The 25,235-nt window shown below is 72.2% G+C and carries 23 protein-coding genes and 1 tRNA gene; 7 read left to right on the forward strand and 17 right to left on the reverse strand.

Annotated features, from left to right (window positions below; translation table 11 throughout):
* Positions 1-126 precede the first annotated feature (126 nt).
* Together AB0K02_RS12925 and AB0K02_RS12930 are read left to right on the forward strand one after the other, a co-directional pair.
* The gene (locus tag AB0K02_RS12925) at positions 127-702 is read left to right on the forward strand and encodes a SigE family RNA polymerase sigma factor (protein WP_365992439.1); all 576 of its coding nucleotides are present in this window, start codon (positions 127-129) and stop codon (positions 700-702) included.
* Positions 699-1,862, forward strand: coding sequence for a hypothetical protein (locus AB0K02_RS12930; RefSeq protein WP_365992440.1), 1,164 nt, complete (start codon positions 699-701; stop codon positions 1,860-1,862). Before AB0K02_RS12925 ends, AB0K02_RS12930 begins: the two co-directional genes overlap by 4 nt.
* A 400-nt stretch (positions 1,863-2,262) precedes the next feature.
* Here AB0K02_RS12930 and AB0K02_RS12935 read toward each other — a convergent pair whose 3' ends face one another.
* The 3 genes from AB0K02_RS12935 to AB0K02_RS12945 form a co-directional block, all read right to left on the reverse strand.
* The gene (locus AB0K02_RS12935; protein ID WP_365992441.1) at positions 2,263-3,021 is read right to left on the reverse strand and encodes an SURF1 family protein; all 759 of its coding nucleotides are present in this window, start codon (positions 3,019-3,021) and stop codon (positions 2,263-2,265) included.
* A gap of 192 nt (positions 3,022-3,213) precedes the next feature.
* A complete protein-coding gene (locus AB0K02_RS12940; protein WP_365992595.1) occupies positions 3,214-5,007 on the reverse strand; it encodes a prolyl oligopeptidase family serine peptidase in 1,794 nt (597 codons plus the stop codon).
* Positions 5,008-5,214: 207 nt separating this feature from the next.
* Entirely contained in the window at positions 5,215-5,832 is a 618-nt protein-coding gene (locus AB0K02_RS12945; protein WP_365992442.1) for a hypothetical protein, read from the reverse strand.
* A gap of 263 nt (positions 5,833-6,095) precedes the next feature.
* Between AB0K02_RS12945 and AB0K02_RS12950 the strand changes: the two genes are divergently transcribed.
* Positions 6,096-7,151: a helix-turn-helix domain-containing protein gene (locus AB0K02_RS12950; RefSeq protein WP_365992443.1), complete on the forward strand. Its 1,056-nt coding sequence runs from the start codon at positions 6,096-6,098 to the stop codon at positions 7,149-7,151.
* Positions 7,152-7,242: 91 nt separating this feature from the next.
* Here the strand turns inward: AB0K02_RS12950 and AB0K02_RS12955 are convergent, their stop codons facing one another.
* From AB0K02_RS12955 to mptB, 11 genes are all read right to left on the reverse strand, one after another.
* Positions 7,243-7,941, reverse strand: coding sequence for a 4'-phosphopantetheinyl transferase superfamily protein (locus tag AB0K02_RS12955; protein WP_365992444.1), 699 nt, complete (start codon positions 7,939-7,941; stop codon positions 7,243-7,245).
* A gap of 342 nt (positions 7,942-8,283) precedes the next feature.
* Positions 8,284-8,859, reverse strand: a complete 576-nt coding sequence (locus AB0K02_RS12960) for a TerD family protein (RefSeq protein WP_365992445.1) — start codon at positions 8,857-8,859, stop codon at positions 8,284-8,286.
* Between the two features lie 256 nt (positions 8,860-9,115).
* Positions 9,116-11,056 (reverse strand): ABC transporter permease, encoded by a 1,941-nt coding sequence (locus AB0K02_RS12965; protein ID WP_365992446.1) that lies wholly within the window; start codon positions 11,054-11,056, stop codon positions 9,116-9,118.
* A 166-nt stretch (positions 11,057-11,222) separates the two neighbouring features.
* Entirely contained in the window at positions 11,223-12,032 is an 810-nt protein-coding gene (modA, locus tag AB0K02_RS12970; protein WP_365992447.1) for a molybdate ABC transporter substrate-binding protein, read from the reverse strand.
* Positions 12,033-12,169: 137 nt separating this feature from the next.
* Complete coding sequence (locus tag AB0K02_RS12975; RefSeq protein WP_365992448.1) at positions 12,170-12,565, reverse strand: helix-turn-helix transcriptional regulator; 396 nt, start codon at positions 12,563-12,565, stop codon at positions 12,170-12,172.
* 88 nt (positions 12,566-12,653) lie between these two features.
* Positions 12,654-13,337, reverse strand: coding sequence for a class F sortase (locus AB0K02_RS12980; protein ID WP_365992449.1), 684 nt, complete (start codon positions 13,335-13,337; stop codon positions 12,654-12,656).
* A gap of 51 nt (positions 13,338-13,388) precedes the next feature.
* Positions 13,389-13,877 carry a hypothetical protein gene (locus AB0K02_RS12985; protein ID WP_365992450.1) on the reverse strand — a complete coding sequence of 163 codons (489 nt, stop codon included), beginning with the start codon at positions 13,875-13,877 and terminating at the stop codon, positions 13,389-13,391.
* Between the two features lie 312 nt (positions 13,878-14,189).
* Positions 14,190-14,263 (reverse strand) — tRNA-Pro (locus AB0K02_RS12990).
* Between the two features lie 130 nt (positions 14,264-14,393).
* Positions 14,394-15,332, reverse strand: coding sequence for a metallophosphoesterase (locus tag AB0K02_RS12995; RefSeq protein ID WP_365992451.1), 939 nt, complete (start codon positions 15,330-15,332; stop codon positions 14,394-14,396).
* Between the two features lie 21 nt (positions 15,333-15,353).
* Positions 15,354-16,592 (reverse strand): glycosyltransferase 87 family protein, encoded by a 1,239-nt coding sequence (locus tag AB0K02_RS13000; RefSeq protein WP_365992452.1) that lies wholly within the window; start codon positions 16,590-16,592, stop codon positions 15,354-15,356.
* A complete protein-coding gene (gene mptB, locus AB0K02_RS13005; protein WP_365992453.1) occupies positions 16,589-18,043 on the reverse strand; it encodes a polyprenol phosphomannose-dependent alpha 1,6 mannosyltransferase MptB in 1,455 nt (484 codons plus the stop codon). The genes AB0K02_RS13000 and mptB overlap by 4 nt, the downstream gene beginning before the upstream one ends.
* Positions 18,044-18,285: 242 nt before the next feature.
* On the opposite strand from mptB, the gene AB0K02_RS13010 reads away from it, so the two are divergent.
* The gene (locus AB0K02_RS13010) at positions 18,286-18,750 is read left to right on the forward strand and encodes a GatB/YqeY domain-containing protein (RefSeq protein WP_307714280.1); all 465 of its coding nucleotides are present in this window, start codon (positions 18,286-18,288) and stop codon (positions 18,748-18,750) included.
* A 73-nt stretch (positions 18,751-18,823) separates the two neighbouring features.
* On the opposite strand, the gene AB0K02_RS13015 is transcribed toward AB0K02_RS13010, so the two are convergent.
* Positions 18,824-21,052, reverse strand: a complete 2,229-nt coding sequence (locus AB0K02_RS13015) for a transglycosylase domain-containing protein (RefSeq protein ID WP_365992454.1) — start codon at positions 21,050-21,052, stop codon at positions 18,824-18,826.
* A gap of 392 nt (positions 21,053-21,444) precedes the next feature.
* Here AB0K02_RS13015 and AB0K02_RS13020 point away from each other — a divergent pair, with 392 nt between their 5' ends.
* A complete protein-coding gene (locus AB0K02_RS13020) occupies positions 21,445-21,789 on the forward strand; it encodes a WhiB family transcriptional regulator (protein WP_177149633.1) in 345 nt (114 codons plus the stop codon).
* Positions 21,790-22,031: 242 nt separating this feature from the next.
* Here the strand turns inward: AB0K02_RS13020 and AB0K02_RS13025 are convergent, their stop codons facing one another.
* Together AB0K02_RS13025 and AB0K02_RS13030 are read right to left on the reverse strand one after the other, a co-directional pair.
* The gene (locus AB0K02_RS13025; protein ID WP_365992455.1) at positions 22,032-23,363 is read right to left on the reverse strand and encodes an ArsA family ATPase; all 1,332 of its coding nucleotides are present in this window, start codon (positions 23,361-23,363) and stop codon (positions 22,032-22,034) included.
* Positions 23,360-24,322: an ArsA-related P-loop ATPase gene (locus AB0K02_RS13030; RefSeq protein WP_365992456.1), complete on the reverse strand. Its 963-nt coding sequence runs from the start codon at positions 24,320-24,322 to the stop codon at positions 23,360-23,362. Before AB0K02_RS13030 ends, AB0K02_RS13025 begins: the two co-directional genes overlap by 4 nt.
* A 118-nt stretch (positions 24,323-24,440) precedes the next feature.
* Between AB0K02_RS13030 and AB0K02_RS13035 the strand changes: the two genes are divergently transcribed.
* Together AB0K02_RS13035 and AB0K02_RS13040 are read left to right on the forward strand one after the other, a co-directional pair.
* Positions 24,441-24,602: a DUF4177 domain-containing protein gene (locus tag AB0K02_RS13035; protein WP_005314434.1), complete on the forward strand. Its 162-nt coding sequence runs from the start codon at positions 24,441-24,443 to the stop codon at positions 24,600-24,602.
* Positions 24,599-25,069: a RidA family protein gene (locus tag AB0K02_RS13040; protein ID WP_365992457.1), complete on the forward strand. Its 471-nt coding sequence runs from the start codon at positions 24,599-24,601 to the stop codon at positions 25,067-25,069. Before AB0K02_RS13035 ends, AB0K02_RS13040 begins: the two co-directional genes overlap by 4 nt.
* The last annotated feature ends 166 nt before the right edge of the window (positions 25,070-25,235 follow it).

Here is a 25,235-nt window from a genome sequence, read left to right on the forward strand (position 1 = left end):
CGCGTACAACCCTGACGGGGGGAAGCGTGTCCAACAGGCGTGGCAGAGGTTCTCGACATTGCAGGGGTGGTCCCGGTCCGCGGCGCTTCGGTGCGCCCGCTCCGCAGGCCCCGTCCGGCCGGCGGCATGCCGGTGATCGCACCCATGCCCGCACCCCGGACCACGGGGATCCCTGCCCCACGGCAGGGCTCTGACGACGCCATGGCCGCAGGCACGACCGTCGATCACCTCACCGAGACCTACCGCGCCCACTACCGCTCGCTGCTGGGTCTCGCCGCCCTGCTCCTGGACGACACCGCGTCCTGCGAGGACGTGGTCCAGGAGGCGTTCATCCGGGTCCACTCCGCGCGCTCGCGCGTGCGGGACCCCGAGAAGACCCTGGCCTACCTGCGCCAGACCGTCGTCAACCTCTCCCGCTCCGCGCTCCGCCGCCGCATCCTCGGCCTGAAGCTGCTCTCCAAGCCGATGCCCGACATGGCGAGCGCGGAGGAGGGCGCGTACGACCAGCTGGAGCGGGACGCGCTGATCAAGGCGATGCGGGGGCTGCAGCGGCGCCAGCGCGAGGTGCTGGTCCTGCGGTACTTCGCCGACATGACCGAAGCACAGGTGGCCGAGACGCTGGGAGTCTCCCTCGGCTCGGTGAAGGCGTACGGCTCCCGGGGCATCGCGGCGCTGCGCGTCGCCATGGAGGCCACGGCATGAGCACGCACGGCGACAGGTTCGAGCAGTACGGGCCGGACGGGCCGTTGGACGACCGGACTGGGAACGGAATAGTGAGCAACAGGCCGGAGAACGAACTGGGCGGCCTTGGCAAAGGCCCCGACGAGGATCCGTTCGCGGGCCTCGGAGGGGGACCGGGTGAGGGGCTGGGCGGGGACGAGGAGGCCCTGCGCAGAATGCTGCACGGCGTCGTCGAAGACCTCGAGCCCTCCGAAGGCGCGCTCGACCATCTGCGCCGGGCGGTCCCGGCACGGCGCGCCCGCAAGCGCCAGGCGCTCGTCGGCGCCGCGGCGGCGGTGCTGCTGATCGGCACCGCGGTGCCTGCCTTCGTCCACGTCGCGAACTCCGGCGGTGTCGACCAGGCCAACCCGGTCAACGCCGGGCACGGAGAGCAGGCCCAGGGCGGCACGGGCAACGAGCCGGGCGTGACCGGCGGGGACAAGGACCCGCTGGCCCCCTCGAAGGGCACCGGCCAGGACCCCGAGGTCAAGGACCCCACCAGCGAGGCGCCGGGCGAGCAGCCGGGCGCGGGCGCGGTCGACGGCGCCTCGGGCGAGCCGGTCCCGCCGGGCGGCACGGGCGACACGGTCCCGGTGTGCGGCGGCGCCGACCTCCGTGTCCTCTCGGCGGAGACGAACCCGCCGGACCCCGACGGCAAGGTCTACGGCACCTTCCGCGTCGCCAATGTCTCCGCGTCGGACTGCACGGTGAGCGGAGGCGGCTCCGTCGTCTTCCAGACCGCGGGCGCGGCCGACCAGGCCCGCATCAGCGTGGTCGCGCACACCTCGGGCGACGCGGCGGGCGGCCTGCCCGACCCGTCGGCGGAGCAGGCGTCGCTGCTGCTGAAGCCGTCGTCCGCCTACGAGGTGAAGTTCGCCTGGGTGCCGTCCGACACCTGCCCCAACACCGCCTCCCCCGACCCGTCGCCCACGGACGGCGGGTCGGCGGGCACGGGCACGAGCGGGGGCACCTCGGCGGAGAACAACACCGAGACCCAGCTGGCCGCCGAGGACGGCGGCACCCAGGACGGCAGCGTGACGGTCACCCACATCGCGGAGGCGGGCTCCCCGAGCGCCCAGGCGACGATCACCAACGCCTGCGCCGGCACGATCTACCGCACGGGCCTGCTCCCGGGCCAGTGACTCGGGGCGGGCTCGGCGGCCGGTGACGTCTGAGTGGGCTGTTCCCCGGACGTGGCCTCCAGGCGGTGCTGTCCCCGGGGGCGGTGACGTCGGGGCGGGCCTGTTCCGGGGCCGGTGACGTCTGACTGGGCTGCTCCCGAGCCGTGACGTCCAGGCGGTGCTTTCCCGAACGGTGATCTCCAGGCGGGCCCGCTGCCGGGCCCAGTGACGTCGCGCCGGGCCTGCTGCCGAACCTGTGACCGTCCGGGCGCCGCACCGGCCCCGATGCTGTGGGGCGGCCGCGCCCGTGATGCGCGCGGCGCACGCCCGAGCCCGGGCAGTGGGCGAGCAGCAGCCCTGGGGCCGCGCAGGAGCTGTGCCTCAGGGCACCAGGACGCAGCCGGGTGCGGCCGGGCCGGAGTCAGGACATCTCGGGCGTCAGCCCGAGATCGCGGTCGCGTGCCGCCTCCGCCTCACGGCGGACGAGGCGGAACCACATGAACAGCACGAAGCCCGCAAACACGAACCACTCCCCGGTGTAGCCCAGGTTCTGGAACGCCTTCAGGTCCAGGCCGCTGTTCTGCGGGGCCGACGCCGGGACCGCCGTCAGGCCGCTGTCCGCCTTCGTCAGCGTGACCCACGCGTCGTACACGTCGTCCGGCACCAGGTTCACCAGCGACGCCGCGCTGATCATGCCGAGCTGGCCGCGGGGCAGGCCACCCGCCGTATGCACCCCGTCCGTGCCCACGGTCTCGGACGCCTGCAGTGCGCCCGTCACCGTCACCACGCCGGACGGAGCCGCCGGCGCACGCTCACCCTCGGCCAGCCACCCGCGGACCACCGGCAGCGTCTTGCCGCTCTCGGTCCGCAGCAGGGTCAGTACGTACGCGCCTCGCCTGCCGTCCAGCTCACGGTCGGGTACGAGGAACTGCTCCCCGTACCGGCCTGTCGCCGCCGCCTGCCGTCCCGACGTCTCCTTGTCGACGGGCAGCAGCTCGTCGAGGGGGGCCGCCGCGAGCCGCTCCTGCTGAGCGGGTCGCCGCTCGGCCTCCCGGTGGCTGTCGACACGGTCCTCGAACCTGCCCAGCTGCCAGGAGCCCATGAAGACGCAGAACGGGATCGCCAGCAGGACGAAGACGTTGATCCCCCACCAGCGGGGCGTCAGGAGGAATCGGTACACGCCTCCACGGTACGGAATGTGCCCACGCTCCCTTGTCCCGGGGCCGGACCTCGGGCCGGTCGCCGGTCCACGGCGGCCCGCCGTGGGCCGGTCCCCCCCGGTGGCTCGCGACCGCCCCACTGTCCGCCCGGCCCGGCGTGGTCCACCGTTCCCGGCCTGCCCTGGACCCACCCCCCGCCGGCCCGCCGTGGCCTACCGTCCGTCGTTCCGCGCCTCACCCCCGTTCAGGTGCCGGTCGGCAAAGGCGATCTCCAGGCGCACCTGCTTGATGCGCTCCTCCACCACGAGCGAGCCGTGCCCCGCGTCGTACCGGTACACCTCGTGGACCGCGCCGCGGGCCACGAGGCGGTCCACGTAGTTCTCCACCTGGCGGATCGGGCAGCGCGGATCATTGACCCCCGCCGAGATGTAGACCGGCGCTCGGACCGCGTCGACGTACGTCAGCGGGGACGACGCCTCGAAACGCTCCGGCACCTCCTCAGGGGTGCCGCCGAGGAGTGTGCGGTCCATGGCCTTCAGGGCCTCCATCTCGTCGTGATAGGCCGTGACGTAGTCCGCGACCGGCACCGCGGCCAGACCGACGGCCCAGGCGTCGGGCTGGGTGCCGAGCCCGAGCAGCGTCAGATACCCGCCCCACGATCCCCCCGCGAGCACGAGCTTGGCCGGGTCGGCGAGACCTGAGGAGACGGCCCATTCGCGGACCGCCGCGATGTCCTCCAGCTCGATCAGCCCGACACGGTGCTTGAGCGCGTCCGTCCACTGCCTTCCGTACCCGGTCGAGCCGCGGTAGTTGACGCGGACCACCGCGTACCCGTGGTCGAGCCAGGCCGCCGGGCCCGCGGCGAAGGCGTCGCTGTCGTGCCAGGTCGGGCCGCCGTGGATCTCGAATACCGTCGGCAGCGGGCCGCTCGCGCCGGCCGGCTTCTGGACCAGGGCGTGGATGCGGCCACCAGGCCCCTCCACCCAGGCGTCCTCGACAGGGACCGAGGACGGCGCCTTCATCCCCGGCGGGTCGAGCACCACACCGCCCTTCGTCGAGCGGACCTGCGGCGGCTGGGCGGTGGACGACCACAGGTATTCGACGGTGCGGTCGGGGCGGGCGGTGGCGCCCGAGACCGATCCGGCGGGCGTCTCGATCCGCGTCAGCTCGTGGGCAGCGAGGTCGTAGCGCCACAGCTCGCCGCGCGCCTCGAAGTCGTGCGCGACGAGAAGCGCCGAGCCGTCCGGGTACCACTCGGCGTTCACATCGCCCGGGAGGTCGATCGCGAGGCCGGTCTGCTCGCCGGTCGCCACGTCCCAGATCATCGGTTCCCAGCGTCCCCGCCGCTGGTGACCGACGAGCAGCCGGGTGTCGCCGTCGACCGGTGCGAAGCCGAGCACTTCGAGGCCGAGCTCCACCGTGCCGTCCTCGGTGTCGTCGAGCTCCGCCACCACTGCGCCGTCCAGCTTCAGAACCCGCAGCGCGGAGTGCATCGCGTCCCCGTGCTCGGTGTGCTCGATGGCGATGAGCGTCCCGTCGTGGGAGAGGTCGCCGACGCTCGCCGACTCCCGGTGCCGGTAGATCTCCACGGGCTCCGTGCCCGGCCGGACGACGTGGACGGTCGAGCCGTCCTCGTCCGTCGAGCGGCCGATCACCGCGGTGCCGTCGCGGCCTATGGCGAGCCCGGCCGGATAGGAGGGCTCCAGGCCGGGCGCGGCGGGGACGTCCTCCCCTCCGCCGAACGGCTGCCGCATCCAGACCCCGAACTCGTCGCCGTCCGTGTCCGAGAACCACCAGACGGCCTCGCCGTCCGGCGTGAGCACGCCGTCGGTGGTGCCGTTCGGCCGGTCGGTGACCTGCCGCTGGGCACCCGTGGCGCGGTCCCACGCGTACAGCTCGTACGTCCCCGTCGCGTTCGAGACGAAGAGCGAGCGGTCGGGGGCGTCCTCGGCCCAGTCGGGCAGAGAGACACGAGGCGCCCGGAAGCGCTTCTCCCAGTCGGGCATGCCGGGCATGTCGGGTGTGCTGAGTGCGTCGTCCATGCCCCCATCAAACCGGAAACCGCCGACACTCTCCTCAGCCTGTGGATAACTTCGAGGTCGCATCTGACGATCAAGCCGCCGATCCCGATCCGATCACGCTCGTCGCCCACCGAACCTTCCCGCCCGGCCGACCGCACCTTGCCGCCGAACAGGCCGCTGCCGCACAGCGGTTCATGCCGAGGGACCCGGTGGGCGGACCGTCGGACCGTCGACGCGACGGGGCCGTCGGACCGACGGCGTGACGTGACGGCCGGGGGCGGTGCCCGTCCTCTTCCCGTTCCGGGTGCCGAGTTGTCTGACCTGCACGACGGTGGTCGTGCCGTCACGGGCGGTGATCTCCGCCTGGCTGATGCGGGTGTCCACCCGTTCGGTGCGTACGGTGCACGTCATGCCGGCGAAGTCCTCCCGGGACGGCTGGCGTTCGGCGGGGAAGAACCTCTTGAGCACCCGGGCCAGCCGTCGCGTGACGGCCCAGGCGACCAGCGCGGCGGTGGCGAGGACCACGCAGGCGAGGATGGCGTACGGGGCGCCGGTCAGGCCGGAGCGGCGCAGCGGCACCGAGCCGGCGAGGCTGGTGAACCAGGCAATTGTGACCAGCAGGGAGACGGTGACGGCGACCGGCACGCAGCCGAGCCCGGTGGTGCCGCCCGGGAGCTTCACGTCGGAGTCGAACATGTCGTGACTGGCGGCTCGGCACAGCACCAGCACCCAGAAGGCGACGACCACGACCAGAGCGGCACTGAAGAACACGGTGGGAAAGACGACCGCGGCCGCGAAGAACTCGTTCACCGGCACGACCCCCGTCCCGCTGTTGCCGATTCACAGCATCCGGTGCCGCCCTCGGCTCCGGCGCGGCCCCATGGTGACAGTCTCGCGAGCTTGCTCGCATTGCCTGACTCCGGCAGTCTTGACACGTTCTTGATGCCGGGCGGCCGGAGACCAGCCTTCCGCCGCACGCGCAGGGAGCGGGGCGTGCGGTAGGGGCGTGGGGGAGAGGGCCCGCAGCTGCAGAGCGGCCCCGGGGACGACAACGCCGAGTAGGGGGAGCCGGCTTGGGCACGACGGAGACACCGGACGCGTACGTCGCCGGGTATGCCGGGATCCTCGCGGAGGTCGGCCGGACCGGACGCCGGCTCACCCGCGACGAACTCGAAGGACGGCGCGCCCTCGGCGAACAGGCCGCGGAGGCAGGACACGGTCTGCGACCGCTGGTCATCCAGTACTTGGCGAAGACACGCACCGCCTGGCCCGTGACCACGTCGCCCGAAAGTGTCCTGGCCGCGGTCGAGCAGGCGGTCGACGCGTTCGCGGGCGGGTACGAGCGGGCGCAGCGGCTGGCGGTGCGCAAAGAGGAGGCGGCCCGGCGGGAGTTCGTCGACGACCTGCTGTACGGACGCAGCGATCCGGGCCGGCTCGCGCAGCGTGCCGAGCGGTTCGGGCTGCGGCTCGCCCACGCACACGCGGTCGGCGTCGCCGAGGCTCCCGAGGCCTATGACGACACACACCCGGTGACGCGCACGGTCGAGGCGGCTCTCCTCAGCCGCTTCGGAGACCGCCGGATCCTGCTGGCCACCAAGGAGGGCCGCCTGATCTGCGTCGTCCCCGCCGACGACGAGGAGATCGTGCGGTACTTCGCCAAGCAGGCCTACGCGGCGACCGGCGGCGGCCGGGCGGCGATCGGCCGCCCCCACCAAGGGGCGGGCGGTGTCGTCCGCTCGTACGAGGAGGCGCTGAACGCTCTCGACCTCGCCGACCGCATCGGACTCGACGAACCTGTACTGCACGCCGCCGACCTGCTGGTCTTCCCGGTGCTCGCGCGCGACCGGGAGGCGATGGCCGACCTCGTGCGGAGTGCCCTGGGGCCGTTGCAGCAGGCCAGGGGAGGGGCGCAGCCCCTGCTGGACACGCTGCACGCCTACTTCGACGCCGGATGTGTCGCGGCGCAGGCCGCCCGGCGGCTGAACCTGAGCGTCCGCGCGCTCACGTACCGGCTGGAGCGCATCCACCGGCTGACCGGCTCCGACCCCACGGACCCGGTGCACCGGTACACGCTGCAGACGGCGGCGATCGGCGCGCGCCTGCTGGACTGGCCCACGAAGGACCTCTGAGCGCGTGTCCCTCGGTCGAGGGGCGCATCGGGCGTCGCACTCCTGCGGGCGGCTGGACGGCCGGGCGGTCCGAATGTGCCGATGCGCCGGCCTAGAGCGTGCCCGGACGGCGCACGGCGGCCGCCGCCGCATAGCCCGGGTCGGCGGGCAGGTCGCTGATCAGCCAGAGGTCCTGTGGGGCCGGTCGGGCACCGCTGCCCACGTAGGCGAGCGCCACGTCCTCGTTCAGACCGACGCCCATCGCTTTGAGCATCGCCTCCTTGCGCGTCCAGCAGCGGGCGAACGCGGCGGTCCGCTCCGCGGCGGGGAGCGCGGCCAGCTCCGCCCGCTCGTGGGGGTGCAGCTGGGTCGCGACGTCCTCGGCGGTTCCGGCCGACGGCAGGATCTCGACGTCGATGCCGACGGGGGCGGAGGCGAGCGCGATCATCACCATGCCGCTGGTGTGCGACAGGGAGAAGTGGACGGCCCTGCCCGGGACGTAGGGACGGCCGTGCGCCCCGCCGCAGTGCGCGCACGGCTCCCGCACGATCGCCACGTCCTGCGGCGCCTGCCCCAACCGCTGTCCCAGCAGCCGGCGCAACGTCACATGCGCGACGGCGAAGGCGTCCCGGTCCTCAGGGCGCCGGAACACCGCGAGGCGCGCGGACTCCTCGGCGTCCAGCGTGTGTGCGAGCGCCGCGGCCTCCTGCGCGTGCTCGGGCACCCGGCCGGACCACACCAACTCCAGCCCGGGCAACTGCTGCGCTATGTCCCCGCCCATCACGTCCTCCGCATCGGTCGCACGGTGCACCGGCTGTGACCGTACTGCACCGAGCGCCGCACCCCCTACGCCTGCGCCCGGCGCGCACGGACCGGGCCACCACCGACGCGTACAACCCGCCCACCGGCCCGATGCCGAGGCCGACGCGCACACCACCCCGGCCGCGACGTCGACGCGCACACCGCCTCGGCCGCGACGTCGACGCGCACACCGCCCCGGCCGCGACGCCGACGCGCACACCGCTCCGTGCACCGCCGCAGCCCGCGCGCGCCGCCCCGACGGGGGTGCGGCCCGTGGCGCGGGCCGCACTGCGAACGCCGGAGCGGCTCAGGGCGACTCGGAGTCCAGCCGGATCACCAGATCCAGCAGGGCTCAGATGCTGACGCCGAAGTCCTGCGCGATGCCCCGCAGTCCGGAGGCGTAACCCTGGCCGACGGCTCGGAACTTCCACTCCGCGCCGTTGCGGTAGAGCTCGCCGAAGACCATCGCGGTCTCCGTGGACGCGTCCTCGCTCAGGTCGTAGCGCGCCAGCTCGGCACCGCCCGCCTGGTTGACGACGCGGATGAAGGCGTTGCGTACCTGGCCGAAGGACTGGCCGCGGCTCTCACCCTCGTGGATCGAGACCGGGAACACGATCTTGTCGACCTCGGCGGCCACGCCCGCCAGATCGACCTTGATCTGCTCGTCGTCACCCTCGCCCTGACCCGTGAGGTTGTCACCGGTGTGCTCGACGGAGCCGTCGGGGCTCTTGAGATTGTTGAAGAAGACGAAGTGCTGGTCGGTCAGGACCTTGCCGTTCGCATCGACCAGCAGGGCGCTGGCGTCGAGGTCGAAGTCGGTCCCGGTGGTGGTGCGGACGTCCCAGCCGAGGCCCACGACGACCGCGGTCAGGCCCGGGGCCTCTTTGCTGAGCGAGACGTTGCCGCCCTTGGAAAGGCTGACACCCATGGAAATCCCCTGCGCAATCCGGCGCGGGCCGCGCCTCTTGACGATTTCTTTGCCCGACCGAGCCAACGAGCGGCCCCCCGAGCCGGTTCCCCGTCACCGCACAGGAACCCGCTCGGGTGACCCGCCCCCTTCGTGTTGACGACCGCGCGTCCAGCCAGCAGGTCCGACGGTGCCGCCTGAGCCTCGCCTGCGGGCGGTCCGACGGTGGCGCCTTCGCACGCGCTGAGGTGAAACGGCCGCTTCCGGCATCGGGCGGTCAGCGCGGCACGGTGGTCACTTCCGTCGCCTTGACGCTCGTCCACACGGACACCCCGTCCACGATGCCCAGTTCGGCGGCGGCCTGCGGGGTGATCTCGGCGACCAGGTCGGGCACCCGCTCCGAGACGATCAGAACGCGCAGCCGGCTGCCGGAGACAGTGATCTCGCGGACAGTGCCCGGCCAGACGTTCCGCGGGCTGCCCTCCGGCCTTTCCCGGTGCAGGGAGACGGCCTCCGGCGCGATGACCGCCAGCGCGTCGGTGCCGGCGGGAAGCGGGTCCGCGGCCACCAGCGTGCCGCCCCCGGCCAGGTCGAGCCCGTGGGCCGAGGCCGTACCGGGCCATGCGTTGCGCCCCAGCATGCGGGCCACCCACGGCGAGCGCGGGTGCCGGGTGACCTCGGCCGGCGGCGCGTCCTGGAGGGCACGCCCGCCGTCGAGCACGAGCACCCTGTCGGCGAGCGAGACGGCCTCCACCGGGTCGTGCGTGACGATCAGGCAGACGCCGCCGAAACCGTCGAGGTGCGTGCGCAGCGTGTGGCGCACACGGGCCCGGGCGGTCTGGTCGAGCGCGGCGAGCGGTTCGTCGAGGAGCAGCAGCCGGGGGCGCGCGGCCAGCGCACGGGCCAGCGCGACGCGCTGGGCCTGTCCGCCCGAGAGCTGCGCGGGCCTGCGGTGGGCGAGGTGCCCGACGCCGAGCCGGTCCAGCCACTGCTGGGCGCTGCGGCGCGCCTCGGCGCGGCGCACACCCTGGGCGCGCAGCCCGTAGGCGGTGTTGGCGAGCGCGTTCAGATGCGGGAACAGGGCGCCGTCCTGCGGCACCCAGGCGACACCGCGCCGGTGCGGGGGCAACCGGGAGACGTCGTCGTCGCCGAGCCGCAGCACGGCCTGCGAGCGGGCGGTGAGGCCGAGAAGGGCGCGCAACAGGGTGGTCTTTCCCGCGCCGTTGGGGCCCACGACGGCGATGGTGGTGCCGGGGCCGGCGTCCAGGGTGAGCCGGTTGAAGCCCGAGACGTCGGCGTGCAGCGCCCAGCCGTCCTGAGGAACGGCGACGACCGCCCCCTCTTCGCGGGGCGTCGGAGCCTGCGGATCCGCTCCCTCCGCGCCCGGTGCGACCGGTCCGGGGACCCGGTCGCCGACGCGCGGGGTTCCGGCCCACCGGCCCCGCAGGGCCACGAGGACCACCATGGCGATGGCGAGCAGCAGGAGCGACACGGACGTCGCCGCGTCCGGCTGCTCCTGGAGCAGCAGGTAGACCTGGAGGGGGAGGGTCTGCGTGGTTCCGGGCAGGTTCCCCGCGAAGGTGATCGTCGCGCCGAACTCGCCCAGCGCACGGGCCCAGGTGAGGGCGGCGCCCGCGATCAGTCCCGGCGTCACCATCGGCAGCGTGACCGTGAAGAACACCCGTACCGGCGACGCCCCCAGGGACGCGGCGGTCTCCTCGTAACGGGGCCGCAGACCACCGAGCGCCCCTTCGAGGCTGATCACCAGGAACGGCATGGCGACGAACGTCGCCGCGAGCACCGCGCCCGAGGTGTGGAACGGCAGGGTGATGCCGAGGTTGTCCTCCAGCCAGGGCCCGAGCAGTCCGCGCCGTCCGAAGGCCAACAGCAGCGCGACACCCCCGACGGTCGGCGGCAGCACCATCGGGAGCAGGACGAGCGAGCGCACGAGGGCCTTGCCGGGGAAGTCCACCCGGGCCAGCAGCCACGCCAGTGGCACCCCCAGGACGAGCGACAGGCCGAGCGCCCAGAACGAGACCACCAGCGACAGGCGCAGTGCCTCCGTGGTTCCCGGACTGGTCAGGTGACTGCCGAGTTCGCCCCACTCCGTACGGGCGAGTACGCCGACGAGCGGCAGCAGCAGAAGGGCGACGGCGAGCGCTGCGGGGACGACGAGTGCGGCCGGCGCGCCCGCTCGTGGTGCACGGCCCCGCGGCATCTCGGGGCTGTGGTGGCCTTCCGCTTCGCCCGGAGTCCGGGGGCTTCGGCTGGGGCTCTGGGGGCGTTTCATCGAAGATTCCTCGGTTGGCTGTGCGGACGACCGGTGACCGGTGGCCGGCCTGTCACCGAACCCGGTACGGCCGCCGGATGCCCACCCGCGTCGTTCACGGCTGCTGGAAGCCCGCGTCCCGGAAGAGCTTCTGCGCCTCGGCCGTGGCGAGCCACTGCACGAAGGCGTCGGCCGCCTCCGTGTGCCGGGAGGTCTTGAGGGTGGCGGCCGGGTACTGAGCGATCACGTTCTGCGCGTCCGGGATCTCGACCGCGTCGACCTTGTCGGTGGCAGTCGCGGCGTCCGTTTTGTAGACGAGGCCCGCGTCCGCCTCGCCCAGCTCGACCTTGCTGAGGACGGCGCGGACGTTGGGCTCCTCCGAGACGGGCCGCACGGTGACGCCCCGGGCGTCGAGGATCTGCCGGCTGTACCGGCCGACCGGGACCTCGGGGGAGGCGAGGACCACCTTGACCGACGGGCCCGCGAGGTCCTTCAGCTCGGCGATCTTCTCCGGGTTGCCCTCTCCCGTGGCGATGACGAGCCGGTTCCTGGCGACGACCACGGGCTCGCCCGTCTCGTCCTTCAGCCCGTCCATGGTCCTGGTGTCGGCGGTGACCAGGACGTCGGCGGGCGCGCCCTGCCGCACCTGGGCGGCGAGCTCCTGGGACCCGGCGAAGGAGAAGGTGATCTCCGTGCCCGGACGGGCCTTCTCGTACGCGGCGCCGGCCTTCTCGAAGACGTCGGTGAGCGAGGACGCGGCGAGCACCGTGAGGTCGGCGTCCTGCGCGTGCGAACCGGACCCGGAGCCGGTCGCGCCCCGGTCCTGCCGGTCGCCGCCGCCACAGGCGACGAGCGGGGAGATCAGGACGACGGCCGTGACGGCGACAGCGGCACGGCGCCGGGTGGGGCGGAAGACCAGGGACATGGAAGGGGCTCCTTGCAGAGACGTTGTCGGCGTGTGCGGCCCGGGCGGATGGCCGGGAGCCGCCGGCCGGCGACGGGCGACGCCGCTGATCCGCGATGCGGCCGCCCGGCCCGTTCCCGATCCGGGAGCCCGGCCGGTCACGTGCGGTCGATGTGCACGCTGGTCGACTTGACCCGGGCGGTCGCCTCGACGCCTACCTCCAGACCCAGCTCCACGACCGCCTCCCGCGTGAGCAGGGACACCAGGCGGTGGGGCCCCGCCTGGATCTCCACCTGCGCCGCGACGTCGCCGAGCTTGACGGCGGTGACGATGCCGGGGAAGGCGTTGCGTGCCGAGGTGTACGAACCCTCGTCCTCCTCGTTGGCGCTCTGCGCGAGTTCGACGGAGAACGCGGCCAGGTCACGGCCGTCGATCAGACGGCGCCCGCCCTCGTCGCGATGGGTCGCGACCCGGCCGGCATCCGCCCAGCGGCGCGCGGTGTCGGGACTGACGCCGAGCAGACGAGCCGCCTGTCCGATGGTGTAGGACTGCATGTGCGCCAGGATACGGCCAGTCTGCTGGCACCTGCGAATATCTGGGTCAAGCTGCATGGCAGGTGCGAGGTGCTTGTGCGATCGGCGGCTAGTCGAGGCCGATCAGGTTCGCGTAGACGACGACGTTGCCGAGATAACCCGTGCCCTTGCGGTAACCGCCACCGCACGTGATGATCCGCAGCTGCGGCTGGGCGGTGCTGCGATAGACCTTCCGGCTCGGGAACTCGCTCTTGGAGTACGCCTCGACGGCCTGGACGGCGAACCGTGCGGTCCGCCTGTCACGGCGGACGACCTCGACCGTGCTGCCCTGGGTGAGGGCACCCAGAAGGTAGAAAACGGCCCGGCCGGTGGGGGTGTCGACATGGCCGGCCACGACGGCCGTGCCGGACTCACCGGGGGCGGGTCCGTCGGCGTACCACCCCGCGAGGTTGGGGTTGTCCGCCGGCGGCACTTCGAGCGCGCCGTCGCGGTCGAGCCCGAGCTCCGTCATCGGGGTGTCCACACCGATCGCGGGGATGCGCAGTCTGACCGGGGCGGAAAGGGACCGCGAGCCGGTCGTCGGTGCCGGACCGGAGGTCCGCCGAACGGCGTCCGGTGACGCGCCGACGGGAGCGGCGGAGGGCCGCGGACCGGCTACGGCATGGGCCTGCGCGGCGGACGGCTGGGGAGCCGTTTCGCCGCGCAGGCCGGAGTACAGCAGAACGATGCCGGCGATCATGACGACGAAGAGGGTCTTCGGCGACACGAAGGGTGCGGGCCGTGTGTTTCCCATGACGGTCCGGGTCTCGTGGGCGCAGGGCCGGCCGACTGTTCAGCCGGCCGGTCAGGAGGCGATGCCGGCGAAGCGCCGCCGCCGCATCGTCACCGCGCCGCCGGCCGCCGCACCGGCGATCAGCAGCGAACCGACCACGATCTGCGTGCCGTTCACCCCACCGGCACCGCCGAATCCACCGCGCACCGCACCCTCCGGGCGGCTGACGACCTGGAAACTGGTCTCGACGCGGGTCCGCGGGGGACACTTGACCGTGATGGTGTACTCGCCGTCCTCGGCAGTCTCGGGGACCGTGAAATCACCGACCAGTTCGCTGCCGTGACCCTTGGTCAGGTTGATCTGGCCACCGGCCTCCGCCTGCCCCTTGGCGTATGTGACGTCCGGCCCGCACACCTCCGTGCTCACCGTGATGGTCGAGCCGGGGAAGGCCCTCTGCGGGCTGACGCTGACGTCGGACTCATCGGCGCCCGCCGCTGTCGCCGGGAGACCCAGGGCGCACAGGGTCAAGGCGCTGCAGGCGAGGATACGTGCGCTGCGCATTTCACCACCTTTCGACCGGCGCGGGGCAGGACGAGCCGTCCCGACGAGAGTGCCGCGCTCCGCTCGTAAGACAAGCAGCTCACGGCGTCCGGCGACCGCTCCGAAACGAGCGGGCCGGCGTGCGACGGATTCTCACCGGAGAATTTCCGCAGGTGGCACGAGCCGCGATAGGCCCGACGGAGGAAAGTCATATCGGTGCGGCGATCGGGTGGCGACACGCTCACGTCGATCCGAGCGGTCGTCACGCAGATCGTCGCGCAGACGAAACAGGTCAGGCACCCACTCGACCGAGTGGATGCCTGACCCCAGCTGTCGGGGTGGCGGGATTTGAACCCACGACCTCTTCGTCCCGAACGAAGCGCGCTGCCAAGCTGCGCTACACCCCGATGTCGCCCACTGTCCCGGCGACGTCGTTTACTTTAGCCCACCCGCGCCCTGAGGCGAAATCCGGTTTTCCCCGGCCCCCGGACCGCCCCCTCCGCAGGCCACAGCGGCGGCGGCACGGTCGCCCCGGGGTCAGTCCCTCGGGGTCAGCGTCAGCAGCGTCGCCTCCGGGGGGCAGGCGAAGCGGACCGGGGTGTAGCGGTTCGTGCCGCAGCCCGCCGAGACGTGGAGGTAGGCGGTGCTGCCCTCCGCCGTGTGCGTGGACAGGCCCTTCACCCGGTCCGTGTCCAGGTCGCAGTTGGTCACCAGGGCTCCGTAGAACGGGATGCACAGCTGGCCGCCGTGGGTGTGGCCCGCCAGGATGAGCGGGTAGCCGTCGGCCGTGAACGCGTCCAGGCTGCGCAGGTAGGGGGCGTGCACCACCGCCAGGGACAGGTCGGCGTCCTTCTCCGGGCCCCCAGCGACCAGCTCGTACCGGTCGCGCTTGATGTGCGGGTCGTCCAGGCCCGTGAAGGCGATCTCGTAGCCCTCCAGCTTCAGGCGGCCACGGGTGTTCGTCAGGTCCAGCCAGCCCGCCGCGTCGAAGCCGTCGCGCAGCTGCTCCCACGGGTTGTGGACCGCGCCGACCGCCGGGGCGTTGCCGTTCAGGCCGTGCCGGCCCTGGGCCTTCTCCAGGAGGTAGCGGGCGGGGTTGCGCAGCTTCGGGCCGTAGTAGTCGTTGGAGCCGAAGACGTACACGCCGGGGTACTCCATCAGCGGGCCGAGCGCGTCCAGCACCTCCGGCACGCCCTCCGGGTCGGAGAGGTTGTCTCCGGTGTTCACGACGAAGTCGGGGCGCAGGCCGGCCAGGGACTGCAGCCAGGCGCGCTTCTTGCGCTGGCCGCTCACCATGTGGATGTCGGAGACCTGGAGGACGCGCAGCGGCCGCATCCCGCGCGCCAGGACCGGCACGGTGATCCGGCGGAGCCGGAAGGAACGGGCTTCGAACCCGGCGGCGTAGGCGAGGCCGGCCGCGCCGACTGCCGTGATTCCTGCGGTGATCTTCAAGGACGTCCCGTAGCGTGCGCGCATACGCCCATCGTTGCAGACCGTTCAGGACCTGGGGAGCAGCGGTCGGTCGCTGTCGGGCACGCGCGCGGCCGGCGAGGTGCGCAGCGGCAGCGCGAAGAGCAGCCCCAACGCGATCCAGACGTACGCGTTGCCCCCCAGGAAGCCGTCGAGTCCCGACGAGTCCCTGCTCCACAGCCACACCACACTGCTGCTCAGCACCACGGGCAGCGTCACGGACCAGGTCAGCAGCCGGCGGCGGTCCGGCCCTTCCGGCGCGCGCAGGGCCGCATCGGCCAGCACCACGAGGGCGGGGGCCAGCCAGACCAGGTGGTGGACCCAGGTGACGGGGCTGATGAGGCAGGCGAGGACGCCTGTCAGGGCGAAGGCCGCGGCGTGATCACGGGCGGCGTGCGCCTTGCGCACGCGTACGGCCCAGACGGCCAGCAGCGCGACGACCCCGAGCGCCCACACGGTCCGGCTCGGTTCGGCCGGATCGGACAGGCGCGCCACCAGGCCCTGCCAGGACTGGTTGGAGACGTACGCGAGGGCGCCGACACGGTCGGTGTCCCACAGCGCCTCGCTCCAGTAGACGCGGGAGGCGTCAGGCGCCGCCCAGGCGGCGATCCCGGTGGCCCCCAGCGCGACGGCCGTGGCCGTGGCGGCGGCGCGCGGCCGGCCGGTGAGGAGCAGGTGGAGGATGAAGACGGCGGGGGTGAGCTTGATCGCGGCGGCCAGGCCGGTGCCGATGCCCGCGTACCGCGCGGCGCGGCCGCCGGCGAGCAGTCGGGCGTCGGCCAGCACGAGCGCGAGCAGGAGCAGATTGACCTGGCCGAAGCTGACGGTGTCGCGGACCGGTTCCAGCAGGGCGAAGGCACAGCCCGCCAGGGCGAGGGCGTACCAGGGTGTCCAGCCCTCCCGGCGAACGAGGGGGTCGGCGGTCCAGTGCAGGATCACCGCCGCGGCGGCCGTGTTGAACAGCACGCTCAGCGCCACGGCGCTCTGCCAGCCGGTCAGTGTCATCGGCAGCATGCACACCGCCGCGAAGGGCGGATACGTGAAGCCGTAGTGCGTTCCGGGGACCAGGTAGTCGTAGAGAGCACCGCCGTCCGTCCAGTGGTGCACGGCCCCGTAGTAGACGCCCAGGTCGAACCAGTCCCGGTGCAGCGGAACCGTCGCGAGGAACAGCAGGACGGCGGCGGCCAGTCCGGCGACCAGGAGCAGCCGCCCGCGTGTGGTCACCGGCCATTGCCAGGCGCTCTCCGTCGTCTCCAGTTGTGTCATGCCGTACTCCCAACAGGCCGGTGGGCGAACCGATGTACGCCCCACAGCGCCGTCAGCGCGAGCAGCCCGCCGCCGACGGCGAACGCCAACTGCGTGGCGTCGGGGGCGAATCCGCTGGGCAGCACGGCCAGAGCGAGGACTCCGCTGGCGGCGGCGGCCGCCCGGCGCAGCGGCCTCCCCGGACCGGCGGCGGCGATCAGGAACAGCCCCCACAGCACGTACCAGGGCCGTATCGCGGGCCCGAGGAGCGCCACGGCCGTCAGACTGAGGCCCAGGGCGTGGACCGGGCGCAGCAGATGGTGGCGGCGCCAGGCGAGCAGGACGGCCAGCGCTGTGGCCGCGAGGCCGAGCAGGTGCCAGGCGGGTACCGCGTGTCGGGCGAGGTCCGCGAGCCCGCTGTCGGCGTCGGTCAGCACCGCGGTGGTCATCCGGCCGAGGGTCGAGGTCAGGGACCAGTTCTCCGGGGACACCGGGGTGTCGAGCGCGGCGAGCCAGCCGTATCCGGTGCCGACGAGCGCGGTGGTCACCGCGGTGGTGGCCGCGCACACGCACAGCGTCGCGAGGGCCGAGGACAGCCGCGGCGACCGGGCCCAGGGCGGCTGCCGGGCCCAGAGCACCACCACGGCGGCCAGCCCGAGGGCGGCGGGTGCCTTCACCAGGGCGGCGAGCGTGATCAGGACGACCGCCGCGACCGGCCTGCGGCCGAGGGCGGCGACCAGTCCGGCGCCCAGCAGTCCGATCATGACGGCGTCGTTGTGTGCGCCGCCGACGAGATGCAGCAGTACGAGCGGGTTCAGCGCGCCGAGCCAGAGCGCGACGGACGGATCGGTTCCGCAGTACCGGGCCAGGCGCGGCAGGCACAGCGCCATCAGGGCCACGCCGAGCAGAGCGACCAGCCGCATGCCGAGCACACCGCCGGTCAGCCGGTGCGCCGAGAACGTGCCGAAGTCCGCGGACCCCGCTATGGCCGAGGCGAGGGCCAGGAAGACCGGGCCGTACGGGGCCGGGGTGTCCCGCCACAGCGGTGCCACCTCGGCCGTGAGCGGACCGCCGAGGCGGGAGGGGCCGTAGGCGTACACGTCGAGCCGTGCGTCGACCATCGCGCCCTGCGCCAGGTAGCTGTAGACGTCCCTGCTGAACAGGGGCGGCGCCACCACGAGCGGCGCCGCCCACAGCACGAGCGTGACCAGCAGGTCGCTCCGCCCGGGTGGCCGTGGCCCGCGCACCGCCCGGCCCACCAGAGCCCATGCCGCTATCAGGACGACGAGCCCGAAGTACGCGCCGACCAGGCCGAGTGCGGCCGCCCCCGAGTCCGGAGCGAGCACCTCCCGCACGGGCAGCGCTCCGGCGCCCACGCCGCCCGCCGCGAGCGCCGTCGAGCCGATGAGCCCGAGCAGCTGACAGTGGCGGAAGTCGACGGCTCGGCCGAGGGGGAGACGGAGGGACGACACCAGCGCAGGCTGTCAACGGCCGGTGTCCGGGAGGCGACGTCCCGGTCGACCGGCGGGGGCCGTCGTGTGTCCGCGCCCTTACGAGCCCCGGCGCGTACACCCATCCCGTCGGCGCTCGCCGCGGACGGGTCGGATGCGGCCCTGCCGGTCCCGTGACAGGAGCACCGAGGGCGGCGCCGGCCGACGCGCGTCGCGCGAAATGCGCGGGCGCACCCCCTCCCGCACCTGCGACACTTGGGCGCATGACCACGCTCAAGTCCAAGCTGCAGGAAGACCTCACCGAGGCGATCAGGGCGCGCGACGAACTGCGCTCCTCCACGCTCCGGCTGACCCTCGCCGCGATCACGAAGGAGGAGGTCTCGGGCAAGACGGCCCGTGAGCTCTCCGACGACGAGGTGCAGAAGGTGATCGCCAAGGAGGCGAAGAAGCGCCGCGAGGCCGCTGACGCCTTCGCGCAGGGCGGTCGTGCCGAGCAGGCCGAGCGCGAGAAGGCCGAGGGCGTGATCCTCGACGCCTACCTGCCGCAGCAGCTGACGGACGACGAGCTCCACCAGATCGTGGCGCAGGCCGTCGAGGAGGCCAGGGCGGGCGGCGCCGAGGGCCCGCGCGCCATGGGCGCCGTCATGAAGATCGTGAACCCGAAGGTGGCGGGCCGCGCCGAGGGCGGCCGCGTGGCGGCCGCCGTGAAGCAGCTGCTCGCGGGCTGAGCGCGCACGGCGTACGGCACGGCGAAGGGGGACCCGGTGACCGGGTCCCCCTTCGCCGTGACGGCCGGGGCGTCTACGGCCAGTTGCCGCCGTTGCCGCCGCCGTTGCCCTGACCGCGGTTGGTGCCGCCGCCGATCAGATCCGGAGCGATGCTGACGCCGGGGATGGGCCCGTTGTCGCCGGGCCTGTTCTCGTCCCGGTCGCGGCCCTTGTCCTTGTCGCCCTTCTCCTTCCCGCGGGGGACGGGGACGGGGTTGAACGCGGGGGTCTCGGCGGCGTCCAGCGCCCCTGTCATCGCGATCTTCCAGATCGGGCCGGGCAGGCAGCCGCCGCAGACCTTGTCGTAGTACTGGCCGCCGATGGTGATCCTGTACATCGACGTCTTCTCGCCGACGTCGTCGCCGACCCACACCGCCGTGGACAGATTCGGCGTGTAGCCCACGAACCAGGCGTCCTTGCGGTCGTTGGTCGTACCGGTCTTGCCCGCGTTGTCACGGTCCTGGAGGCCGGCCTGCGTACCGGTGCCGTCCTCGACCACGCCCTTGAGCATCTGGTTGATCGTGTCCGCGGTCTTCTGGTTCATCACCTGCGAGCACTGGGAGCCCGGCACCTTGATCCGCTTGCCGTTGGCGTCCGTCACGGACTCGATGGCGACCGGCGTGCAGTACGTGCCGCGGTTGGCGAACGTGGCGTACACCGACGCCATGTCCAGCGGGGTGCTCTCCTGGCCGCCGAGGGTGATGGACGGGAGCTCCTGCAGCTTCTTGCCCAGCTCGCGCTCGTAGCCCATCTTCTTCGCCATCTCGACCGTTTCACACAGACCGGTCATCTGCTCGAGGTGGGCGAAGTAGGTGTTGATGGACTTGCCGAGTGCGCTGGTCATGTCCCAGGAGCCGGCCTCGGACTGCAGCTCGTTCTGCAGGGGCCACTGGCCGCCGCCGGACGGGCCGCCCGCGCAGGTCCGGAAGGAGTCCATCGGCAGGGAGATCTTCCACGGGGTCGCGAACGACTGGGCGGGGCTGATGCCCTTCTCCAGTGCCGCGGCGGCCGTGATCGGCTTGAAGGTCGAACCGACCTGGAAGCCGTAGGTCGTACCGCCCATCTTGCTTCCGACCGAGAGGTTGAGCACCGTCTCGTGCTGCTTCTGGTCCAGGCCGTACGGGCGGGACTGGCCCATCGACAGGATCCTGCCCGTGCCGGGCTGGACCTGCACCACGGCCGCGGCGACCTTGTCCGTCTTGTGGACCTTCGCCGTGGCGGCCTGGTTCGCGGCGGCCTGCGCCCGTGGGCTCAGCGTCGTGCGGATGGTGAGGCCGCCCAGGTTCCACAGCTTCGAGCGCTCCTCGTCCGTCTTCCCGAAGGCGGGGTCGTTGAGGATCGTCTTGCGCACGTAGTCGCAGAAGAAGCCCGCGCCGTCCACGGCGGTGATGCACCCGTTGTCCGGCTTGCTGACGGCCAGCTCGATCGGCGTGGCCTTGGCCCTGTCCGCATCCTCCTGGGAGATGTCGCGGACCTCGGCCATGCGCTGGAGCACGATGTTGCGGCGCTTGGTGGCCTCTTCGATGTCGTTGACCGGGTCGTAGCGGCTCGGCGACTGGACGATGCCGGCCAGCATCGCCGCCTCCTCCAGCTTCAGGTCCTTGGCGGACTTGGAGAAGTAGCGCTGCGAGGCGGCCTCGACGCCGTACGCCTGCTGACCGAAGAAGGTGATGTTGAGGTAGTTCTCGAGGATCTTCTTCTTGCCCAGCTCCTCCTCGACCTGGATCGCGTACTTCAGTTCGCGGATCTTGCGGCCGATGGTCTGCTGGGTGGCCTGGGCGACCTTGTCGGGGTCGTCGCCGGCCTCCTCGACGAAGACGTTCTTCACGTACTGCTGGGTGAGCGTGGAGGCACCCTCGGACACCTCCCCGGACTGCGCGTTCTTGTTGAGCGCGCGCAGCACGCCCTTGAGGTCGACCGCGCCGTGGTCGTAGAAGCGGGCGTCCTCGATCGCGATGATCGCCTTCTGCATGTACGGCGAGATGTCCTTGAGGGGCACCACCGTGCGGTCGCGCGAGTAGACCGTGGCGATCTTGCCGCCCTCGGAGTCCAGGATGGTGGTGCGCTGACTCAGGGGCGGTGTCTTGAGGTTGGCCGGGATCTCGTCGAATCCCTCGACCGTGCCTTTGGCGGCAAGTCCCAGCGCACCGGCGGCGGGCAGGGCGATGCCCGCCAGCACCGCTCCGGAGAGCACACTGACACCGAGGAACTTGGCGGCCTGCTGGGTCCCGGTCAGACCGCCGCCCGAGCGCTTCTTTGGCATGAGGGCAGCCTACGTTCTCATTTGCCGGACAGGCGTAAAGGCATTGGCCTAAGCTGCTCTCAACTGTCACAGCCGTGCGGTCTCGCATCAAGTACCTGGCAGAACTCCGCTGTCCCCGAATCCGGCGGAGCCATGCCCGGATTCCCGCATGTGTCGTCGAAGTCCGTTGCACGACAAAGGAAATGCCCCGCTTTGTCGGTTTCATTACGCATGTCCTCAGGTCACTCCCCTGGGTGATCTGCCGCGTACGCATAGTCCGTTCGGACCATTCAAGATTGGGCCCCGTGGGGGTGTTGCGCTGTGCCCACCTTCCGTAACGTCCTCAACTGGCAGCGGTGAATATGCCGCTGCCGCCGTGGGGGAGCCTCGATTCGGGAGAGGACGGCGCCGGCATGGGCTGGGTTACCGACTGGAGTGCGCAGGCAGCCTGTCGCACGACGGATCCGGATGAACTGTTCGTACAAGGGGCAGCGCAGAACAGGGCCAAGGCGGTGTGCACCGGATGCCCGGTACGCACCGAATGCCTGGCTGATGCCCTGGACAACCGCGTCGAGTTCGGCGTGTGGGGTGGCATGACCGAGCGGGAGCGACGAGCGCTGCTGCGCCGGCGCCCCACGGTCACGTCCTGGCGAAGACTGCTCGAGACCGCGCGCACGGAGTACGAGCGCAGCGCGGGCATTCTGCCGGTGGGCCTCGACGACGACGAGACGTACGAGACGTATGCGGCGGTGGGCTGACGGGCACCCGCTCGTCGGCACGCAGGCGATGACGCCGGCGTGCCGGAGCGTGCTGCACCTGTGCGCCTGAGCCGATTTCGGCCGAGACGCGGAGCGTGCTGCGCGCAGGCGCCGCTCTGTGCCGAGAACCGGAGCGTGCTGCACCTGCGTGCGTGAGCAGCTCCGTGCCCAGTGCCGGAAGGCCGGGAGCGCGGCTCCCGAGTCCGGGCTGCCCGCGGACGACGTGCCGTCCGCGCGCCGCGCTAGGACCTCGCTGCCAGGCGCGTGCCGATCGCACGCAGGCCGGCCAGGTCGTGCACATCGCCCGGAAGGGCCGGGACCTCGGTGACGGCCACCTCGGGGTGGAGGGCCGTGAAACGGTCGCGTGTGCGTCGCTCGCGCGCCAGCACCTGCATCCTCTCGGCATGCAGGCGCAGCAGGCCGGCCGTCAACTGCTGCGCGGTCTGCACGTCGTGGACTTCGTGCACGCCATGGACTTCGTGCACGTCGTGTACGTCGGGAATCTCGGACGGTGATGATCCGAGTGTGTCGGGGGTAGCCTCACGCGCTTCGGGGGAGTGATCCACGGCCGGGGATTCGGGAGAGACGGCCGCGGCGTCACGAACACCAGCATTCCCGGGCCCCTGATCCACAATGCCGGACTCGTCAAGATTTTCCGCGGCCGCGAGCGCCCGCTCCGCGGACAGCCCCGCGGCCCCGCTGCCGTGCACGCGGTTGAGGACGAGGCCCGCGAGCGGCATGTCCTCCGCGGCCAGCCGCTCCACGAAGTACGCCGCCTCCCGCAGGGCGTCCCGCTCCGGCGCCGCGACCACCACGAACGCCGTGCCCGGCGCCTGCAGCAGCCGGTAGGTCGCGTCCGCGCGGGTACGGAAGCCGCCGAACATCGTGTCCATGGCGGCCACGAACGTCTGGACGTCGCGCAGCAGTTGACCGCCCAGCAGCTTGCCCAGCGTGCCCGTCATCATCGACATGCCGACGTTGAGGAACTTCATCCCCGCGCGGCCGCCCACCTTCGCGGGAGCCATCAGCAGCTTGATGAACTTCCCGTCGAGGAACGACCCCAGGCGCTTGGGCGCGTCCAGGAAGTCGAGCGCGGAGCGCGACGGCGGGGTGTCGACGACGATCAGGTCCCACTCCTCTCGCCCGCGCAGCTGTCCCAGCTTCTCCATCGCCATGTACTCCTGCGTGCCGGCGAAACCGGCGGACAGGGACTGGTAGAAGGGGTTCTCCAGGATCGCGCGGGCACGCTCCGCGTCCGCGTGCGCCTCGACGATCTCGTCGAAGGTGCGCTTCATGTCGAGCATCATGGCGTGCAGTTCGCCGTCGCCCTCGATGCCCTTGACCCTGCGCGGCGTGTTGTCGAGCGAGTCGATGCCCATGGACTGGGCGAGCCGCCGGGCCGGGTCGATGGTCAGGACCACGACCTTGCGACCGCGCTCCGCCGCCCGTACGCCGAGGGCCGCGGCCGTCGTGGTCTTGCCGACGCCGCCCGCGCCGCAGCACACGATGATGCGCGTGGCCGGATCGTCGATGAGCGGGTCGACCTCCAGGCGGGCCGATGCGTCCAGCGTCATGAGCCCGCCCCTTGCTTGCGCAGTTCCCTGGCCAGTTGGTACAGCCCGGCGATGTCGACACCCTCGCTGAGCACCGGCAGTTCGTACGCGCCCAGGGCCAGCGCGTTCAGTACCCGCCGCTGCTCGCGCTCCAGTTCCACCCGCCGGGCGTGCTCGGCTGCCTGCTCGAGCAGCGGGGTGACGAGCGTCGCCGAGCCGTGGACGCCCGCGGCCGTGAGCGCCTCGGCGATCTCACCACGGCGGCCGTTCGACGCGTCGCGCACCGCCTCCTCGTCGAGGAGGTGGGGCCGGACCATGTTCACGATGACGTTGCCCACGGGGAGTCCGGCGGCGCGCAGCTCGGCGACGCCGTCCGCGGTCTCCTGGACGGGCATCTCCTCCAGCAGCGTGACCAGATGGACCGCCGTCTGGGGGGACTTGAGCACGCGCATCACGGCCTGCGCCTGATTGTGTATCGGGCCGATCCGGGCGAGGCCCGCGACCTCGTCGTTCACGTTCAGGAAGCGGGTGATGCGACCGGTGGGCGGTGCGTCCATGACCACGTGGTCGTAGACGTACCGCCCTTGTTTGTCCCGGCGGCGTACGGCCTCGCACGCCTTGCCGGTCAGCAGCACGTCGCGGACGCCGGGCGCGATGGTCGTCGCGAAGTCGATCGCGCCGAGCTTCTTGAGGGCGCGGCCCGCGCTGCCGAGCTTGTAGAACATCTGGAGGTAGTCGAGGAGCGCGCGCTCGGCGTCGATGGCCAGCGCGAACACCTCGCCGCCGCCGGACGACACGGCGATCTTGCGCTCCTCGTACGGAAGGGCTTCCGTCTCGAAGAGCTGGGCGATGCCCTGCCGGCCCTCGACCTCGACGAGGAGGGTGCGCTTACCCTCGGTCGCGAGGGCGAGCGCGAGGGCGGCGGCCACCGTGGTCTTACCGGTACCGCCCTTGCCGCTGACGACCTGGAGCCTGCTCACGTATTCGAGCCTAACCAGTCGTGCACCGGCCTACGCACGAGGCTGCCTGCGGGCTGCGTCACGTCCCGCCGCGGGCTGCTTCGCGAAGCGGCCGGGGGGTGCGGCTACAGTCGGCTCCATGACCAAGTGGGAATACGCGACCGTGCCCCTCCTCGTGCACGCGACGAAGCAGATTCTGGACACCTGGGGCGAGGACGGCTGGGAGCTCGTCCAGGTCGTGCCCGGGCCGAACAACCCCGAGCAGCTGGTGGCCTACCTGAAGCGGGAGAAGTCCTCGTGAGCGGCGTGGTCGAGCGCAGGCTCGCCGAACTCGGTCTGACGCTGCCGGAGGTCGTCCCGCCGCTGGCCGCCTATCAGCCGGCCGTGATCTCGGGCTCGTACGTGTACACATCCGGCCAGCTGCCGATGGTGGACGGCAAGCTTCCGGTCACCGGCAAGGTGGGCGGCGAGGTCACCGCCGAGGAGGCCAAGGAGCTCGCCCGTATCTGCGGGCTGAACGCTCTGGCCGCCGTGAAGTCGGTCGTCGGCGACCTGGACCGCATCGCCCGGGTGGTGAAGGTCGTGGGCTTCGTGGCGTCGGCCGCGGACTTCACCGGCCAGCCCGGTGTGATCAACGGGGCGAGCGAGCTGCTCGGCGAGGTGCTGGGCGACAAGGGTGTGCACGCGCGCAGCGCGGTGGGCGTCGTGGTGCTGCCGCTGGACGCTCCGGTCGAGGTCGAGATCCAGGTGGAGCTCGTCCAGGACTGAACGCTAGGTCAGTAGGTGTACGGCCCCGAGGCCGCCGGTCCGTCGGCGGCTCGGGGCCGTCGGCGTGTCGCGGCCGGTGGGGGGCTCCGGGCGCGGCGAGCGCGTCCACCGGCGGCGGACGGGGACGGGCACGACCTGGTCGTGGCGGAAGACCTGCTTCCAGGGG

The sequence above is a fragment of the Streptomyces sp. NPDC049597 genome (genome assembly GCF_040675505.1).
GTDB lineage: Bacteria > Actinomycetota > Actinomycetes > Streptomycetales > Streptomycetaceae > Streptomyces.

Coding starts and splice junctions, on each gene's coding strand:
- AB0K02_RS13015 (WP_365992454.1), bottom strand. CDS start 21,052: ATGCCAAAGAAGCGCTCGGGCGGCGGTCTGACCGGGACCCAGCAGGCC.
- AB0K02_RS13020 (WP_177149633.1), top strand. CDS start 21,445: ATGGGCTGGGTTACCGACTGGAGTGCGCAGGCAGCCTGTCGCACGACG.
- modA (WP_365992447.1), bottom strand. CDS start 12,032: ATGTCCCTGGTCTTCCGCCCCACCCGGCGCCGTGCCGCTGTCGCCGTC.
- AB0K02_RS12985 (WP_365992450.1), bottom strand. CDS start 13,877: ATGCGCAGCGCACGTATCCTCGCCTGCAGCGCCTTGACCCTGTGCGCC.
- AB0K02_RS12930 (WP_365992440.1), top strand. CDS start 699: ATGAGCACGCACGGCGACAGGTTCGAGCAGTACGGGCCGGACGGGCCG.
- AB0K02_RS12995 (WP_365992451.1), bottom strand. CDS start 15,332: ATGCGCGCACGCTACGGGACGTCCTTGAAGATCACCGCAGGAATCACG.
- AB0K02_RS12960 (WP_365992445.1), bottom strand. CDS start 8,859: ATGGGTGTCAGCCTTTCCAAGGGCGGCAACGTCTCGCTCAGCAAAGAG.
- AB0K02_RS13035 (WP_005314434.1), top strand. CDS start 24,441: ATGACCAAGTGGGAATACGCGACCGTGCCCCTCCTCGTGCACGCGACG.
- AB0K02_RS12965 (WP_365992446.1), bottom strand. CDS start 11,056: ATGCCGCGGGGCCGTGCACCACGAGCGGGCGCGCCGGCCGCACTCGTC.
- AB0K02_RS12980 (WP_365992449.1), bottom strand. CDS start 13,337: ATGGGAAACACACGGCCCGCACCCTTCGTGTCGCCGAAGACCCTCTTC.
- AB0K02_RS13010 (WP_307714280.1), top strand. CDS start 18,286: ATGACCACGCTCAAGTCCAAGCTGCAGGAAGACCTCACCGAGGCGATC.
- AB0K02_RS13000 (WP_365992452.1), bottom strand. CDS start 16,592: ATGACACAACTGGAGACGACGGAGAGCGCCTGGCAATGGCCGGTGACC.
- AB0K02_RS12975 (WP_365992448.1), bottom strand. CDS start 12,565: ATGCAGTCCTACACCATCGGACAGGCGGCTCGTCTGCTCGGCGTCAGT.
- AB0K02_RS13025 (WP_365992455.1), bottom strand. CDS start 23,363: ATGACGCTGGACGCATCGGCCCGCCTGGAGGTCGACCCGCTCATCGAC.
- AB0K02_RS12925 (WP_365992439.1), top strand. CDS start 127: ATGCCGGTGATCGCACCCATGCCCGCACCCCGGACCACGGGGATCCCT.
- AB0K02_RS12940 (WP_365992595.1), bottom strand. CDS start 5,007: ATGCCCGACTGGGAGAAGCGCTTCCGGGCGCCTCGTGTCTCTCTGCCC.